We start from the raw sequence: 16,581 nt of genomic DNA on the forward strand, positions 1-16,581 counted from the left end.
GCGCCGCGGGCTCAGCGCCGTGCGCCGGCGGCGTCCTCGGCCGCGGCCTGACGCGCCCAGAGGCGCGCATACGCGCCGTCCGCGGCGAGCAGCTCGCGGTGCGTGCCCCGCTCGACGATGCGCCCGGCGTCGACCACGACGATCTGATCGGCGTCCACGATCGACGTGAGCCGGTGAGCGATCACCGCGACGGCGCGGCCGCGGCGCACGGTGCGCATCGCCTCGCCCAGGCCCGCCTCGGTGGCGGCGTCGAGCTGGCTCGTGATCTCGTCGAGCACCAGCACGGGGGCGTCGCGCAGCAGCGCGCGGGCGATCGCGACGCGCTGACGCTCGCCGCCGGACAGCTGCGTGCCGTGCTCGCCCACGGGCGTGTCGAGCCCCTGCGGCATGCGGGCGAGCGTGTCGGTGAGCGCGGCATCGGCGCACGCCGCGAGCAGCTCGCCGTCCGTGGCCTCGGGCCGCGCGAGCAGCAGGTTGTCGCGGATGGACCCCGCGAACAGGTACGGGCGCTGCGGCACCACGGACACGAGCCTCCGCAGATCCGCGTCGGCGAGGTCGCGCGCGTCGACGCCGCCGAGCGTGACGCTTCCCTCGCCCGGATCGTGGAAGCGCGCGATGAGCGCGCCGATGGTCGACTTTCCCGCGCCGGAGACGCCGACGAGCGCCGTGGTGGTGCCGGCCGGGATCGTCATCGTCACCCCGTCGAGGGCGGGTCGCGCGGGAGCGTCCCGACCGTCGCCCGCGTCGACCGCGGGGTAGGAGAACACGACGTCCGTGAGCGCGACATCGAGCTCGCCGCGAGGCGCCGCGGCGGGGACGAGCGGCTCGGGCGTGGCGGGAGCCGCGTCCATCACCTCGCGCAGGCGTCCCGCGGCCGCGTACGCCTGGTCGAGCTCGGCGGCGAACTCCTCGACGGCGACCACGGCCGGCGTCGCGCCGAGCACCGCGGCGGCCGCGACCACGGCGGTCTCCCAGCCGAGGGGGAGCGCCGCGGCCAGCGCGAGCATCGGCGTCGCGACCACGAGCGTCTGGGTCAGCCCGCGGCGGGTGGAGGCCCACCGGGCGCGCGTCGCCTGGAGCGCCGCCGCCTCGCGGCCGATGGCGTCGAGCCCCGCGAGCCGGCGCTCCTCGGCGGAGAAGGCGACCACCTCGGACACGCCCTGGATGGTGTCGGTGACGTGCTGCGCGAGCGCCCCGCGGCGTTCGCGGAGGCCGGCCGAGGCGGCCACGGACGCCCGAGCGCCGAGCGATGCGACGCAGAGCATGAGCAGCCAGCCGGCTGCAGCGACGCCTGCGGCGGCGGGGGAGACGGCGAGCGCGAGCCACGCGCCGACCCCGGCCGGTACCAGGACGGCCGTGAGCGCCGGCCCTATGGTGTGCGCGAAGAACACCTCGACGCGGTCCACGTCGCGGGTCGCGCGCGAGAGCAGGTCGCCGGTGCGCCGGCCCTCGACGGCGGCGGGCGCCTGCGGCTCGAGCCGCGCGAACATCATGACGCGCAGCAGCGCGAGGGCCTTGAAGGCGACGTAGTGGCCCGCGTACTGCTCGAGATAGCGCGCGAACGCCTTGACCAGGGCGATGGCGACCAGCGTCCACAGCACGGGCGCGATCGCGCCGCCGTCCAGCGCGGTGGCGATCCCGCCGGCCGCGACCACGAGCAGCGCGACGCCGCAGACGAGCGCGACGGTGCGCATGAGGATGGAGATGCTCAGCGGCGCGAGCACCGGGCGGGCGACGTTCAGCAGCCAGCGGGTCATGCGGCACCTCCCACGGTGACGATGCGGGTGGAGGAGGACAGCACGGCCTCGGTGTGGCCCACGGCGAGCACGGTGCGGTCCTCGCACAGCTCGGCGATCGCGGCGAGGATCTCGGCCTCGGCGTCGAGGTCGGTCTGCGAGGTCGGCTCGTCGAGGAGCAGGATCGGCGCGTCCGCGAGCAGGGCCCGCGCGATGCCGACGCGCTGCGCCTGGCCACCGCTCAGCGACATCCCGCGCTCGCCGACCGGGGTGTCGAGCCCGCGTGGCCACGCGCGCACCTCGGCCTCGAGGCGCGCGCGCCTGAGCGCCTCCCAGAGGTCCGCCTCGCTCGCCTCGGGAGCCGCCAGCCGGAGGTTCTCGGCGAGCGAGCCGGTGAACAGATACGTCTGCTGTGCGACGATCCCCAGGCGGCGGTGCAGCCAGGCGGGGGAGACGTCGCGCACCTCGTGCCCGCCGACCCTGACCGCGCCCGACTGGGCGGCGAGGTGCCCCTGGATGAGCCCGAGCACGGTCGACTTGCCGGCTCCCGAGCGTCCCGCGAGCACCACGCGCTCGCCGCGGCGGACCTCGAGCGAGAAGCCGGCGAGCACCGGCGTGGAGGCGTCGCGGCCGTACGTGAACGTGACGTCCTCGAGCACGATCGAGCCGTCGTCGTCGGTCGGCTCGGGCGCATCGGCGGCCGCGCGGGGCATCGGGGTCGCGAGCGTGCGCGCGATCTCCTTGCCCGAGGCGATCCCGCCCATGCCGATGTAGAAGAACTGGCCGATGCGGTCGACGGGCTCGGTCATCAGCGTCGACAGCAGGACGACCGCGACGGCCTCGCCGGCGGTCAGGGTCCCGGCGGCGGCCCCGGCCATCGCGAGGCCGGTCGCGAGCACGATCATCGCGAGCGAGAAGACGGCGTCCGTCACGAACAGCACCAGCTGGTTGCCCGCGAGCAGGCGCATGACGTCGGCGCGCACACGCTCCGCATGCACCGCCAAGGCGGCGCCCCGCGCCCGGCCCGCCCCGAGCCCGCGCAGCGTCGGCAGCCCCTGAAGCGAGTCAAGGTACTCGGCGGCCAGGCGGCGCGCGGAGGCCCGGTAGCTGGTCGAGACCTTGCGGAAGATCTTCCGGAAGCCGCCGATCGCGAGCGGCACCACGGGGACCGCGGCGAGCAGGAGCAGCGCGATCCGCAGGTCGATCGCGGCGGCGATGATCGCGACGACCGCGAGGGGCGCGAGCAGCGACCCGATGACCGAGCCGAGGAACGTCGCGCGGTACTGCGCGGAGCGCTCGACGGCGTCGGTGCTCGTGGACACGAGGCGCCCGGCCTGCGCTCGCGTGCGGTGCACGGGGCCCAGCGCGATGACGTGCCGGACCAGCCGTGTGCGGTCGGAGCCCTCGAGCGCGACCTGGTCGCGCGACGCGGCGCGGGTCGAGTACCACGAGCTCGCGCCGACGAGCGCGGCGATGCCGATGGCGGCGAGGGCGAGGGCGCCCGCGTCGCCGTCGTCGATCGCACGTCCGGCCTGGAGGTACAGGAGCGCCGCGAGGACGGTCGCGAGGACGCCCAGCACGAGGGGTCGGTAGGTCAGCACCGGTCAATCTTAACGGGACGGGTGCGTTGCGAAATTCGGGCCCGAGGTCCTGGGGTGCCGGGTGCGCAAGCGGGCCCCGCAGCGTCCGCGCGGAAGCGGACGATGCGGGGCCTTCCTGTCGCAGGGGAGGGGGAGGTCAGACGGTCGCCTCGGCGCGCTCGCGGTCGACGCCGGCCGCGGCCAGCTGCGCGTCCGACGCGCCCGGGATCGTCTCGACCACACGGCGGTAGGCCGGGGTGTCGTCGTAGATCTCGACCGTGAGCGGGTTCTTGCGACCCGCGCGCATCTTGCGGATCTGGTAGACGGCCAGGGCCACGTTGGCCGCGAGGGAGATCGCGGAGACCGTGAACAGCGCGGCCGGGTCGTGCGAGGAGTCGACCGCGAAGGACGAGTCCGAGACGAAGGCCGGCACGGCCATGGTCCACATCATCCAGAACGCGAGCGTGTGCGCGCGGTGCTGGAGCCACGCGCCCTTGCGGATGAAGAACGCGGGGATGGTGCAGCTGATGAGGAGCGCGGCGCCCGCGTAGAACGAGTGGTCGCCCACGCAGTTGTAGACGTACGCGAAGTTCCAGAGGTCGTACGCGATGATCCAGGGCCAGATCATGTCGGGGTAGATCATGTCCTTGGTCTTGTCGCGCGAGATGTAGATGCCCATCCAGCCCGTGATCGCGAGCAGGTTGATGAGCCCGGCGACGCCGTTCATCCAGTTCCAGGAGCCGGAGAGCATGTAGACGCCGTCGACCATGCCGTCGGCGTTCATCGCGCCCACCTGGAAGTCGCGGATGCACGCCTCGAGGATGTTGAGGGCGAGGATGCCCGCGGGGAACATGAGCGCCCACCGGTTCTTCTGCAGGCGCGGGATGTGGCGGATCGCGAGGAAGCCGAGGCATCCGGCGAGCGCGGAGTACACCTTGACCCAGTGGAACCACGTGCCGGTGGAGGAGCCCTCCCCGGCGGTGTGCGGCCAGACGAAGATCGTCAGCACCACCGGCACGGCGATGAAGAAGAACATGCCGGCCCAGGGTCCGTGGCGCGACAGCTCGTTGAGCCCGATCAGGGCCCCGAGCACCACGAACCACATGACCCCCTGGGCCAACGTGATCGATTCGAACAGGAACATCTCACTCTCCTTCGAGCAGCTGATCCCGGCCGGGGGCCCGGGAGGTGTGAGGCGCCAGCCGGAGGGTCTGGCGTACGAGGTCGGCGAGCACGTCGTCGCCGATGTCTGGGGTGGTGCGCATCACGCCGACGATGCCGTGCAGGAGCATCGTGAAGGTCGCGCGCACGTGGCGGATCTCGATGGTGTGCCGAGCCGCGTAGGCCGGGATGGTGGTCGCCTCGAGCACGTCGAGCAGAGCCGTCACGGACTGGTCGACGTAGCGCACGTACAGGCCCGCATCGTCGAAGCGGGGCAGCGGGTGCGCGGTATCCGCAGCGCCGTCGATCCGGTGGGGAAGGTTGCGCCGGAACAGCTGGATGTAGGTGCGCACGGCGCCGTCGATGTCGCCCGGGGTGCGCGCCGCGTCCCACGCGCGGAGCTCGTCGGCGAAGTCCGCGACGCACGCGTCGAGCACCTGGGTCACCAGCTGGTCCATCGAGCCGGCGTAGTGGTACACGAGCCCTCGCGTCACGCCGACCTCGTCGGCGATGTGCTGGAACGTGGTCGCCCGCACGCCGCGCTGCGCGAACATGCGGCGCGCCGCGGCGATGATCTCCTCGCGGCGAGCGTCGGGCGCCTTCACGATGCGGGAGCGGCGGGGGTCCATGGCAGGACCGTAGCGCCCATTGACACATCGTCAATTGGGACGGAGGTCCCGACCGGAAGGTGCGTCTGCGGCGCGCCGTCGCGAGGTCGTCGACCCAGGTAGAAGCCGCGTGCTACGGTGCGCCACATCGCGCGGTCGCGCGGCTTCTTGAGGGGGAAGAATGACGACTGGCCAGCCCACTACGCCTGACGCCGAGGTCCTGGACCCGCAGACCTCGCCGGCGCGGCTCGGCGAGATCGTCCAGCAGCGGCCCGACCTCGGTGCGGCGGTCGCCCGTCATCCGCAGGCCTACCCCGCGCTGCTCGACTGGCTCGCCGCCTACGGCGACCCGCACGCGCGCGCGACGGTCGCCGCCATCCGCGCGGCCGCGGCTGCTCCCGTCGCCCCGGTCGCCTTCGCACCCGAGCCCGCCGCAGCCTGGGCGGCGGCCCCCGCGGCGGCCGCGTACCCGTCTCCGGTCGCGGTGGCGGATCCCGCGGCGCCGGCCCCCGAGCAGGCCGACGTGGATGTCCTCGGGGCGACCCGGCCGCGTCCTCGCGGGCGCATGGTCGCGGGGATCGTCGCGGGCGTGGTCGTGCTCGTTCTCGCGGCGGGTGGCGCGTTCGCCTACCTCACCTTCTTCCATGGCGCGGGCAGCCCGCAGGGCGCGGTCGAGAAGCTCGTCGATGGTGCGCTCAGCGGGGACATGGTCGCGCTGGGCACGTCGATCGCGCCGTCCGAGCGCGCGCTGATCCAGGACATGGTGGACGGCCTCACCGAGGTCGCGGAGGCCCAGCTCGGCGACCTCGACGGCATGGAGGACATCTACGACGTCGACGCGGTGCTCGACACGGTCGACATCGACCTCAGCGGCATGGTCTATCAGACCGAGGAGCTTGCCGACGGCGTCTCCGTCGTGCGCATCGACGGCGGCGTGATCTCCGCCGATGTGGACAAGTGGCCGTTCGTCGACGCCGTGATGGAGCAGGTCGACGCGATGGTGGAAGCCAGCTCGGAGCAGATGGCGGAGCTGGGGCTCGACGACTCGATGATCGACGCGGAGCTCGACACGGCTCGCGAAGGCGTCGAGTCCTGGGTGGACGAGACGTTCCCGTGGGAGCTCGACATCGCCGACGTCATCGCCGAGCAGCGCCAGTACATGGACGGGGACATGGCGGACAAGTCGCCCCTCGCGTTCGTCACGGTCGACGAGGGCGGGTGGTACGTGAGCCCGATGCTCACCGTCGCCGAGCTCGCCGCCTACTCCGCCTTCGGCACCGACGAGCGTGGCTCCGAGGTGGTCGCCGCGCTCGACTTCGCCACCCCTGAGGACGCCGTGGCCGGCACGGCCGACGCGATCGAGGAGTTCTTCGCGACCCAAGACCTGGAGACGCTCGCGGCGGTCATGCCGCTCCCGGAGCGCCGTCTCATGTCGATCTACGGCGACCTCGTCATGGAGGGGGACATGTCCGGGGCGCCCGACGTCGCCCTCGACATCGCGGACCTCGACGTCGAGGCCACGGGCGACCGTGCCCTCGCGGAGATCCTCGGGTTCACGCTCGCCGTCGAGCCGAACGACGGCTACTCGGACCCCACCACCATCACCTACAGCGACGGCTGCTTCACCATGGAGAGCGACTACACGGACGAGTTCTGCCTCGCGGACGCGATGGCGTTCACGGCAGGCTTCTCCGTCGAGGACGTCACGCTCACGGTGCTGCGCGAGGGCGACGGCTGGCTCGTCAGCCCGATCGCGACGCTCGGCGACTACATGGTGCGCATGACGGAGATGTACGCCGAGATGAGCCAGGACGGCTCGCTCGAGGAGCTGATGTACGGGTTCTGACAGGACCGACCCAACCGATCTGCCTGCGGCGTCGTTATGGGATCGAGACGCGTGGCGACCCGGACTTGGCATGCGGTGCCGCTAGGGTCTCAGGAACCGATCGGCTGGGGGCGGCATGTACGAGCAGGCGCAGGATTCGACGGCGGGCGCACCGGAGCCCGGTGCGAGCGGCTGGTCCGCGTGGGCCGCCGCGCTGCGGCCGCCCAAGGTGTGGGTGCCGACCGCCGCAGCGGCCGCGGTCATCGCGCTGTCGATCGCCATCGTCGTGGTGCAGGCGAACGCGGACGATGCGGTGGCCACCGCCGATGCGCCGTCGTCGAGCCCGACCCCCAGCGTCACCGCGACGGCCGAGCCCGCGGTCGTGGCAGCGCCCGCGCCATCGCCCTCTTCCAGCGCGTCGCCGATCGCGACCGCGACCCCGTCGCCTGAGCCGAGCGCATCGGCGACGGCGGCGCCCGCGCCCGTGGACGAGCCCGTGGCCATCGCGCCGCCGTACGTATGGAACGTCGACTCCGCGGGCGAGGCACGCGACCTGGGAACCACCCCGAACGCGTTCTTCGCGGTCGAGACCACGCCGGATGGCGCCGCGTACGTCGCACGCGCCACCAAGTTCAGCGGCGGGCGCGAGTCCTCCTTGATCTATGCGGGCTCCCTGGAGTCCGGGCCTCTCCAGGCGCGGCAGCTCACGGTCTCGACCCTCACCACGCTCGAGCTCGCGCCCGCGGGCCATGAGCTGCTCATCGGCACGTCGGGCAAGGACGGAGACGCGCTCGAGGTGGTCGACGTTGTCACCGGTGATGTCACCTGGTCGCTCGACTTCCCCGGTAGGACCGTGGTGAACGCCCAGTGGAGCCCGGCAGGCGGCAGCATGGTCGTCTCCCTCGGGGCGGGCAACGACTGGAGCCTCGACGGCGCGGCGAACTCGATCGTCGTGGTGGACCGGGCGTCCTCGCGGGTCACCGAGGTCGCGACCGGTGCCCGAGGGACGTTCGCGCCGGATGGCCGCGCGGTGGTCTACTACGCATCGCGCGATGGCGGGATCCGGCTCTACCGCACGCTGCTGGCCTCCGGGAGCGAGCAGGCGATCTCCGCGCAGGAGCTGACCCTGGAGGACCCCTCGGTCTACGCGCTCGCCACGCTCGTGTGGGACCCCACCGGCACGTGGTGCGCGTACTCCTACAACCAGGGTGACGATGTCGAGCCGGTGCGGCTCTTCGCTGCCGACGGCACCGGCGATCGCGTGGTGCCGGGTGTGAGCGACTACCGCGGCATCCGGTGGGCTCCCTCGGGGCAGAAGTTCTCCGTCATCGGCTGGGACGACGTCGCGGTGGTGGACGTCGCCGACCCGACGCACCCGGACGTGCTCGACGATCGCGAGCACGGGGTCTCCAACCTCCTGCCGCTGTCCGTCGCCTGGACACCGGACTCCTCCGGGCTGATCGTCAACGGCTCGACCCGCTCGGGCTCGTGGAGCGGTCTCTTCGACACGTCGACCATGGACCCGAGCTGGCTCACCGTCGAGGGCGACCGGTACTCGGGTGCGACCTGGACCGCGGACGGGCGCTGGCTCATCCAGGACAACGACGGCACGCTGATGGCGCGTCGCACCTTCGTGGGCTGATCGAGGCGCGCGTCCCGCGGGTCCCTGATGCTCGTCGCGAGGGACCCGCGGTCTCAATATGTAAGATGGTGAACCACGATGTGAGATTCACTGTCCATCTGGTGACACGCGCCCGGAGCCGGGCGTAGAGTCGCTGGCATGCAGACGATCCTCGTACGAGTTATCGGGCGCGCGGACTAGCCCCGAACCCCAGCATCGTCCGCGCGCTGACCCCGAAGCCGCCAGGCTGAGGGGTTTTTGCATGCGAGGCGGACGCGAGGACCGCCTCACCCCGACCCCCCAGGAGAGAAGATGGCACAGGTTCAGGCCAAGCCGGGCATGCCCGCGGCCCGCATCGCCCGCCAGGCGTCAGGCGCGCCCACGCTGGCGCGCCCCACGCCGCAGTCGAACCCCGACCCGGCGCTCAACGGTGTCCAGATGACCGGCGCCGAGGCGATCATCCGGTCGCTCGAGTGCGCGGGCGCCACCGACGTGTTCGGCATCCCTGGCGGCGCGATCCTCCCCACCTACGACCCCTTGATGGACTCGCAGCGCCTGCGCCACATCCTGGTGCGTCACGAGCAGGGCGCCGGCCATGCCGCGCAGGGCTACGCTCACGCCACCGGCAAGGTGGGCGTGTGCATCGCGACGTCCGGCCCGGGCGCGACCAACCTGGTCACCCCGATCGCGGACGCGAACATGGACTCCATCCCGATGGTCGCCATCACGGGCCAGGTCGGCGCCGCGATGATCGGCACCGACGCCTTCCAGGAGGCGGACATCGTGGGCATCACGGCGCCCATCACCAAGCACAACGTGCTGGTGACGGACCCGGCGGAGATCCCCAAGGCCATCGCCGAGGCCTTCTACATCGCGAGCCACGGCCGTCCCGGCCCGGTGCTGGTCGACATCGCGAAGTCCGCGCAGCAGGCGACCACCACGTTCCAGTGGCCCGGCCGCATCGAGCTCCCCGGCTTCAACGCGGGAGCCCGCCCGCACCAGAAGACCATCCAGGAGGCCGCGCGCCTGCTGGCCACCGCGCGCCGCCCCGTGCTCTACGTCGGCGGCGGCGTGATCCGCGCCGGCGCATCGGCCGGGCTGCGCAAGCTCGTGGACCTGTCCGGAGCGGCCGTGGTGACCACGCTCATGGCGCGCGGCGCTCTGCCCGACAGCCACCCGCAGCACCTGGGAATGCCCGGCATGCACGGCACGGTCGCGGCGGTCGCGTCGATGCAGAAGGCGGACCTGGTGGTGTCGCTCGGTGCGCGGTTCGACGATCGCGTCACCGGCGCGCTGAACAGCTTCGCGCCGCACGCGACCATCGTCCACGCGGACATCGACCCGGCGGAGATCGGCAAGAACCGCGCCGTCGACGTGCCGATCGTCGGCGACCTCAAGGACGTGTTCGAGGCGCTCGTCCCGGCGCTCGCCGCGGAGCACGAGCGTCACGGCAAGCCCGACCTCGAGGCCTGGTGGGCGCAGCTCGACGACTGGCGCACCACCTACGCGCTCGGCTACACGCCCACCAAGGACCAGCTCTCGAGCCCGCAGCACGTGATCCAGCGCCTGGGGGAGCTCAACGACCCCGACCGCACCATCTACACCGCGGGAGTGGGCCAGCACCAGATGTGGGCCAGCCAGTTCATCAAGTACGAGCACCCCAACACCTGGATCAACTCCGGTGGTCTGGGCACCATGGGCTTCTCGGTGCCGGCGGCGATGGGTGCCCAGGTGGGCGCGCCCGACAAGCAGGTGTGGGCGATCGACGGCGACGGCTGCTTCCAGATGACCAACCAGGAGCTGGTCACCTGCGCCATCAACGAGATCCCGATCAAGGTCGCGATCATCAACAACTCGAGCCTGGGCATGGTCCGCCAGTGGCAGACGCTCTTCTACAACGAGCGCTACTCGAACACGGATCTGCACACGGGCCACGGCACGCGCCGCGTCCCCGACTTCGTCAAGCTCGCCGAGGCGATGGGCTGCGTGGGCCTGCGCTGCGAGTCCGACGCGGACGTCGACGCCACCATCAAGCGCGCCAACGAGATCGACGACCAGCCCGTGGTCGTGGACTTCACCGTGTCGCGCGACGCGATGGTGTGGCCGATGGTCGCGGCCGGCAAGTCGAACGACGAGATCCAGTACGCGCTCGGCATCGCGCCGCAGTGGGACCGGGAGGACTGACCCATGACCAAGCACACGCTCTCCGTGCTCGTCGAGAACAAGCCCGGCGTCCTGGCACGCGTCGCCGGCCTCTTCAGCCGCCGCGCGTTCAACATCCACTCGCTCGCGGTCGGCCAGACCGAGCACCCCGAGATCTCCCGCATCACCGTGGTGGTCGACGTGGACGAGCTCCCGCTCGAGCAGGTCACCAAGCAGCTCAACAAGCTGGTCCACGTGCTGAAGATCGTCGAGCTCGAGCAGGGGCGCTCCGTCCAGCGCGACCTGCTCCTGGTCAAGGTGCGCGCCGACGCGCGTCAGCGCACCGACGTGCTCCAGATCGTGGACCTGTTCCGCGCGCACATCGTCGACGTCTCCACGGACTCCGTGGTGATCGAGGCCGTGGGCACCCCGGACAAGCTCGAGGCGCTGCTCGCGGCCCTCGCGCCGCACGACGTCCGCGAGATCGTCCAGTCCGGCACCGTCGCCATCGGTCGCGGCGCCCGCTCCATCACGGAGCGCGCGCTCGATCGCGTCGCCACCGCTTGACCCCACGGCCGATGCGCGGGTGACCGCCGCATCGTCCGTCACCGCAGTTCTCATCTACGTCAGTACCGAAACGAAGGAGATCCCCAGCATGGCTGAGCTGTTCTACGAGAAGGACGCCGACCTCTCGATCATCCAGGGCAAGAAGGTCGCGATCGTCGGCTACGGCTCGCAGGGCCACGCCCACGCGCAGAACCTCCGCGACTCGGGCGTCGACGTCCGCGTCGCGCTCCGCACGGGCTCGAGCTCGACCGCGAAGGCCGAGAACGACGGCTTCACCGTGCTCACGGTCGCCGAGGCCACGCAGTGGGCGGACGTCATCATGATCCTCGCGCCGGACCAGCACCAGCGCGGCATCTACAACGACGAGATCAAGCCGCACCTGACCGAGGGCAAGACCCTCGCCTTCGCGCACGGCTTCAACATCCGCTTCGGCTACATCGAGGCCCCGCAGGGCGTCGACGTCATCCTCATCGCCCCCAAGGCCCCGGGCCACACCGTGCGCCGCGAGTACGTCGCGGGCCGCGGCATCCCGGACATCATCGCCGTCGAGGTCGACGCCTCGGGCTCCGCATGGGCGACCGCGCTGTCGTACGCCTCGGCGATCGGCGGCACGCGTGCCGGCGTCATCAAGACCACCTTCACCGAGGAGACCGAGACCGACCTGTTCGGCGAGCAGGCCGTGCTCTGCGGCGGCACCTCGCACCTGGTCCAGTACGGCTTCGAGGTCCTCACCGAGGCCGGCTACCAGCCCGAGATCGCGTACTTCGAGGTGCTCCACGAGCTCAAGCTCATCGTCGACCTCATGTGGGAGGGCGGCATCGCCAAGCAGCGCTGGTCCATCTCCGACACGGCTGAGTACGGCGACTACGTCTCCGGCCCGCGCGTCATCACGCCGGACGTGAAGACGGCCATGCAGGAGGTCCTCGCGGACATCCAGTCGGGCGCGTTCGCCAAGCGCTTCATCGACGACCAGGACGCCGGCGCGGTGGAGTTCAAGGAGCTCCGCGCGAAGGAGGAGTCGCACCCGATCGAGAAGACGGGCAAGGAGCTCCGCGCCCTGTTCTCGTGGTCGGCCGCCACGGTCGACGCGGACTACGTCGACGGCTCCGCCGCACGCTGATCCCGCTCGCCTGAGCCGACGCGAAGGGGAGGTCCCGCACGGGGCCTCCCCTTCGTCGCGTCCCAGGACGATGCCTCGGGGGGCTCGTCGCCGAACCCGCACGTCGAGCGCCACTCGCCCAAAGGCGCGAGGGAGGCGTCCCACTCGTCCTGGGTGAGGTCGCGACCCGCGGAGGCGCAGGCCGCGGCGCGCAGCGTCTCCGGGTCGAGCGACCAGACCTCGATGCCTTCGGCGGTCGTCGCCGCGACCTCCAGCCCGTCCGGACGCAGCACCACCGCGCGGACGTACGGCGAGCTCGAGGCCAGCGGGCCCGCGACACGCTCGCCGGACCCCGTGTCGAACACCACCGAGCCGCCCCCGTCGCCGCACACCAGGAACAGCTCGCCCGTGTCGCTGAACTCGATCGACGTGAGGGTGCGGCCGGGCACGTCGCTCGTGCCGAGCAGGTCGAGGCCGGTCGTCAGACGCGCGACGCCCCCGACCGTTCCCGCGGCCACCGTGCCCGCATCGGTGATCTCGGCGAGCCACAGCCCCTCGCGGAACGGCGAGAGAGGTCGCCCCGTGGCCGCGTCGAACACCTGCGCGCCGGGCGTCCCATCGGCGCGTGAGCTCGAGACCACCAGCAGGCGGCCGTCGGGTGACGATGCGGCGTGGTCGACCTCGCCCACCACCTCGATCTCAGGTCCGATGGTGGCTCCGGTGGTGACGTCGATGGTTCGGAACCTGCCGTTCTGGTCGATCACGTGCAACCCGCTGCCGTCGCCGGAGGGGTGGTACACCGCGTACGGCGCGATCGAGTACGGCGTGGTCATGGCACCCTCGGCCAGCGAGAACCGGCCGACGTGGCGCGCCGTGAACGAGTAGGCGAGCACCGAGTACTCGTCGATCCACGCAAGCGCGGTGGCGCCGTCGTACTCGTCGATCTCCCGGTCGGAGGCCACGTCCCACGTGCTGAAGTCCGTGTAGAGGTCCCAGGCCACGTCGGCGGGTCGGCGCGCGCTCACGAGCATGCGCGCACCGCTCGGCGAGTAGCCGCCGAACATCGCCTGACCGGCGGCGATCTGGCGGCGCACCGGTCCGTCGCCGGTGGTGGTCCACCGGGTCATCACCGGGGCGAGCGCCCCGACCGCGAGGAGCTCGTCGTCGACGAGCACGAGCGGCCCGGCATGCTCGGGCTGCGTGGTGAGCGCCCGCCCAGTGTCGTGGCCCGTCCGCAGGTCGCGCACGGCCACGCCGCCGGCGTCGTCCGCGCAGTAGACCCGTGACCCGCCGTCATCGACGGCCAGCCAGCTGCACGGACCCGTCTCGCCGGAGGTCAACGGCGCCGTCCAATCGACGGCCCCGGTGCCCGGGTCGACCGCGGCGATCGCGCCGTCGCCCGCCGTGACGAGCGTGCCGTCGCCCGCCACCGCCACGGACAGGCCCGTCGCAGAGGCGAGCATCGGGAAGGTGGAGGTCTCCGTGGCCGTGCGCGGGTCCACCAACCTCACCCGACCGGGTTGCGCGACCACGATCGCACCGGTGCGGGTGGCGCCGAGCGCGACCTCGTCGGAGCGCGCTCCGGAGGCCCGGATCGCGCCCGTGGGCGCGAGGGTGTCGAGATCGCGGAGCTCGATGGTGCCCTCGCCGTGGTCGACCGTCGCGACGCTCGTCCCGGCGGGATCCACCTCGATCTGCAGGGGGCGGCCGTTGTGCTCGGGGATGGCGCCCGTGACCGTGGCGGAGGCCAGGACCCGGCCCGTGGCGGCGTCGAGCGTGGTGAGCACGCCGCACGTGTCGGCGGTGGGGCACCCCGCGGCCTCGGCGAGCACCGCCACCCGCGACCCATCGTCCGACATGGCCGTCGCGCGCCGACCGCCGGCCGCCCACGAGGTCGGCGCCGCCACCTGCCAGCGCGTCTGATCGGTGTCCGCGTCGATGCCGCGCACCCCGGCGTCGGACACGAGCACCCGGTGCGCCCCGCCCGCGTCGGCGAGGGCTAGGCCTCCGGCCCCCGGGAGCACCGTCGAGGAGAGGAGGTCGGGGTTCGCCGCGGCGGAATCGACGAGCGCCGCCCGTGCGCGCGGGTCGTCGGGCACGCGCGACCAGATCTCGGCGGCCAGGAGCGCGGCGGCCGGTCGGGACCATGCCGCCATGTCGCCGACCTTCTCGGCGACCGCTGCGATCACGGCGTCCTCCCGTCGCGCCTGGGTGGCGCGGTGCAACGCCACGGTGGTCGATCCGAGCGCGACGAGCGCCACCGTCGCGGCGGCGATCCCGATGCTGAGCCCGCGCGTCCGGCGGGCACGGCGCTGCTCGCGCCTGGCCTCCTCCGCGGCGACGTGCTCCGACCGCGCGAGGAACTCGTCCTCGACCGGCGCGAGCGGCTCGGCCATGCTCTCGCGCCACGCGGCGGCGGCTGCGAGCCGGGTGCCGCGGTAGAGGTCGTCGGTGCGCCGTCCACCTCTGTGCCATTCGGCGGCTGCGCTCGAGAGGTGCGCCACCACCCGCGTGGTCTCGGCGTCCTCGTCGAGCCAGTGCTGCAGCCTCGGCCACTCGCGTGCGATCGACTCGTGCGCGAGCCGGTAACCGTCCCCGTGCGCCACCACCAGCCGCGCGGAGAGCAGCCGCGCCACGGTCTCGGCGCGCGCCGGAGAGCCCTGCACCACAGCCGGGTCCGTCGGGTGGAGCGCGAGCGAACCCTCCGTGCCGACCTCGACCAGGCGGTGCATGAGGGCCCGGCACTCGGCCCGCTCCGCCGCGCCGAGGTTGAGGTAGACCCTCTCCGCCGACCGCGCGATCGCGCCGAGCAGCCCGCCTGTCGTCTCGTACGCCTCGATCGTGAGCGTGCTTCCCTCGCGCCTCTCCCAGGTGGCCACCAGCGCATGCGACAGCAGCGGCAGCGCGGTGTCCACCCGTGCGGCGTCGTGCAGCACCACGTCGACGAGGCCGTGCTCGATGGTGAGCCCGCTGCGCAGCGCAGGCTGCTCGACGACGGCGCGGATGGCGTCCGCGCTCGGCGGCGCCATCAGGTGCAGCCCTGAGCCGACCAGCGGGCCGATGGGCGGCTGCGCCACGCATGCATCGAGCTGGAGCGACTGGACGGCCAGGACGATGCGCGCACCCTGTGCATGTGCGGCGGCGAGCGCCGCGGCGAGGGGGGCGGCGCGCTCGCGTTCCGCGAGGGCATGCCCGATGTCGTCCAGCACGAGCGGGACGCCCCGGGTCGCGGCCGCGATCTCGACCGGACCCGTGCCGGGGCCCAGCAGCACCGGAGCCAGCCCGCGGCGGCGCAGCGCGGGGATCACGCCTGCACGCAGCAGCGAGGACTTCCCGATGCCCGACGGTCCCGCGACGGTGACGAACCCCGTGCGGTCGAACAGGTCGAGCACCGCGGCGACCTCGTCCTCGCGGCCGAAGAAGAGCTCCGCGTCGCGGGCCTCGTACACGCTGAGCCCCTTGTACGGGCAGTCCTGTCGCGGGGGGAGCGCGGCGGGCGGGCCGAGCAGCGCGGCATCGTGCCGCAGCATCGCGCCCTCGAGCGCGGCCAATGACGGCCCCGGGTCGATCCCGAGCTCCTTGACCAGCAGCCGTTGCGCGCGGCGCACGGTGTCGAGCGCGTCCGCCTGGCGTTCGCACCGGTACTGCGCGAGCGCCAAGGCGTGCCAACGGCGTTCGCGGTAGGGATCTGCAGCGACGAGCGCCGTCGCGCTCTCCGCCACGGCACGGTGATCGCCGGCCGCGAGCCGGGCCTCGAGAAGGTCGTCGCGCGCCGCCTCGCGGAGCTCCGCAAGGCGCAGCGCCTCGTCGCGCGCCTCCGGCCAGTCGGCGATCGTCGCGTACGGCGGGGAGCGCCACAGTCCCAGTGCGCGTTCGAGCGTGGTCACCGCGCGCGGATGCTCGCCATCGGCCGCGTAGCCCCGGGCGCGCGCGACCGCGGCCTCGAACTCGTCGACGTCCGCCTCGATGGTCCCGCCCTCGGCGGCGGGGACGATCCGGTAGCCCGCGGCCGTGGTCGCGATCGCGTCAGCGCCGAGCGCCCTCCGCAGGCGTCCGACCGAGGCCTGCAGCTGCTTGGGCCAGGTCTTCGGCGGGGCCTCACCCCAGAGCGCCTCGGCGATTCGCGCCGGGCTTGCCGCGGTGGGTCGCGCGACCAGCAGCGCCTCGAGGACGGCCTGCTCCCGCGGGCTCACCCCCGGATCCGCCGAGGGGCCCGCGCCCCCGAGCACGGAGACCCTCACC

10 protein-coding genes are annotated in these 16,581 nt (G+C 72.7%); 5 read left to right on the forward strand and 5 right to left on the reverse strand.

Annotated features, from left to right (window positions below):
- Window positions 1-11 precede the first annotated feature (11 nt).
- The 4 genes from cydC to AOM06_RS13530 all read right to left on the reverse strand — a co-directional run bounded on the left by cydC (window position 12) and on the right by AOM06_RS13530 (window position 5,106).
- Complete coding sequence (gene cydC / locus AOM06_RS13515; protein ID WP_062307912.1) at window positions 12-1,757, reverse strand: thiol reductant ABC exporter subunit CydC; 1,746 nt, start codon at window positions 1,755-1,757, stop codon at window positions 12-14.
- Entirely contained in the window at window positions 1,754-3,337 is a 1,584-nt protein-coding gene (locus AOM06_RS13520) for an ATP-binding cassette domain-containing protein (RefSeq protein WP_062307916.1), read from the reverse strand. The genes cydC and AOM06_RS13520 overlap by 4 nt, the downstream gene beginning before the upstream one ends.
- Before the next feature lie 136 nt (window positions 3,338-3,473).
- Complete coding sequence (locus tag AOM06_RS13525; protein ID WP_062307920.1) at window positions 3,474-4,460, reverse strand: DUF5692 family protein; 987 nt, start codon at window positions 4,458-4,460, stop codon at window positions 3,474-3,476.
- Window position 4,461: 1 nt separating this feature from the next.
- Window positions 4,462-5,106, reverse strand: a complete 645-nt coding sequence (locus AOM06_RS13530) for a TetR/AcrR family transcriptional regulator (protein WP_062307924.1) — start codon at window positions 5,104-5,106, stop codon at window positions 4,462-4,464.
- 160 nt (window positions 5,107-5,266) lie between these two features.
- On the opposite strand from AOM06_RS13530, the gene AOM06_RS13535 reads away from it, so the two are divergent.
- From AOM06_RS13535 to ilvC, 5 genes are all read left to right on the forward strand, one after another.
- Window positions 5,267-6,931, forward strand: a complete 1,665-nt coding sequence (locus tag AOM06_RS13535) for a variant leucine-rich repeat-containing protein (RefSeq protein WP_062307930.1) — start codon at window positions 5,267-5,269, stop codon at window positions 6,929-6,931.
- Between the two features lie 115 nt (window positions 6,932-7,046).
- Window positions 7,047-8,552, forward strand: coding sequence for a TolB family protein (locus AOM06_RS13540; protein ID WP_062307939.1), 1,506 nt, complete (start codon window positions 7,047-7,049; stop codon window positions 8,550-8,552).
- A 291-nt stretch (window positions 8,553-8,843) separates the two neighbouring features.
- On the forward strand, window positions 8,844-10,715 hold the full coding sequence (locus tag AOM06_RS13545; RefSeq protein WP_082105593.1) for an acetolactate synthase large subunit: 1,872 nt from the start codon (window positions 8,844-8,846) through the stop codon (window positions 10,713-10,715).
- 3 nt (window positions 10,716-10,718) lie between these two features.
- Window positions 10,719-11,240 carry an acetolactate synthase small subunit gene (gene ilvN / locus AOM06_RS13550; RefSeq protein ID WP_062307944.1) on the forward strand — a complete coding sequence of 174 codons (522 nt, stop codon included), beginning with the start codon at window positions 10,719-10,721 and terminating at the stop codon, window positions 11,238-11,240.
- A gap of 88 nt (window positions 11,241-11,328) precedes the next feature.
- Window positions 11,329-12,360 carry a ketol-acid reductoisomerase gene (ilvC, locus tag AOM06_RS13555; RefSeq protein ID WP_062307947.1) on the forward strand — a complete coding sequence of 344 codons (1,032 nt, stop codon included), beginning with the start codon at window positions 11,329-11,331 and terminating at the stop codon, window positions 12,358-12,360.
- On the opposite strand, the gene AOM06_RS13560 is transcribed toward ilvC, so the two are convergent.
- The gene (locus AOM06_RS13560) at window positions 12,333-16,580 is read right to left on the reverse strand and encodes an nSTAND1 domain-containing NTPase (RefSeq protein WP_169747770.1); all 4,248 of its coding nucleotides are present in this window, start codon (window positions 16,578-16,580) and stop codon (window positions 12,333-12,335) included. The genes ilvC and AOM06_RS13560 overlap by 28 nt on opposite strands.
- Between the last annotated feature and the right edge of the window lies 1 nt (window position 16,581).

The organism is Demequina subtropica, from assembly GCF_000971235.1.
Classification (GTDB): Bacteria; Actinomycetota; Actinomycetes; order Actinomycetales; family Demequinaceae; genus Demequina; species Demequina subtropica.

Coding starts and splice junctions, on each gene's coding strand:
- AOM06_RS13540 (WP_062307939.1), top strand. CDS start 7,047: ATGTACGAGCAGGCGCAGGATTCGACGGCGGGCGCACCGGAGCCCGGT.
- ilvC (WP_062307947.1), top strand. CDS start 11,329: ATGGCTGAGCTGTTCTACGAGAAGGACGCCGACCTCTCGATCATCCAG.
- AOM06_RS13530 (WP_062307924.1), bottom strand. CDS start 5,106: ATGGACCCCCGCCGCTCCCGCATCGTGAAGGCGCCCGACGCTCGCCGC.
- AOM06_RS13535 (WP_062307930.1), top strand. CDS start 5,267: ATGACGACTGGCCAGCCCACTACGCCTGACGCCGAGGTCCTGGACCCG.
- AOM06_RS13525 (WP_062307920.1), bottom strand. CDS start 4,460: ATGTTCCTGTTCGAATCGATCACGTTGGCCCAGGGGGTCATGTGGTTC.
- ilvN (WP_062307944.1), top strand. CDS start 10,719: ATGACCAAGCACACGCTCTCCGTGCTCGTCGAGAACAAGCCCGGCGTC.
- cydC (WP_062307912.1), bottom strand. CDS start 1,757: ATGACCCGCTGGCTGCTGAACGTCGCCCGCCCGGTGCTCGCGCCGCTG.
- AOM06_RS13545 (WP_082105593.1), top strand. CDS start 8,844: ATGGCACAGGTTCAGGCCAAGCCGGGCATGCCCGCGGCCCGCATCGCC.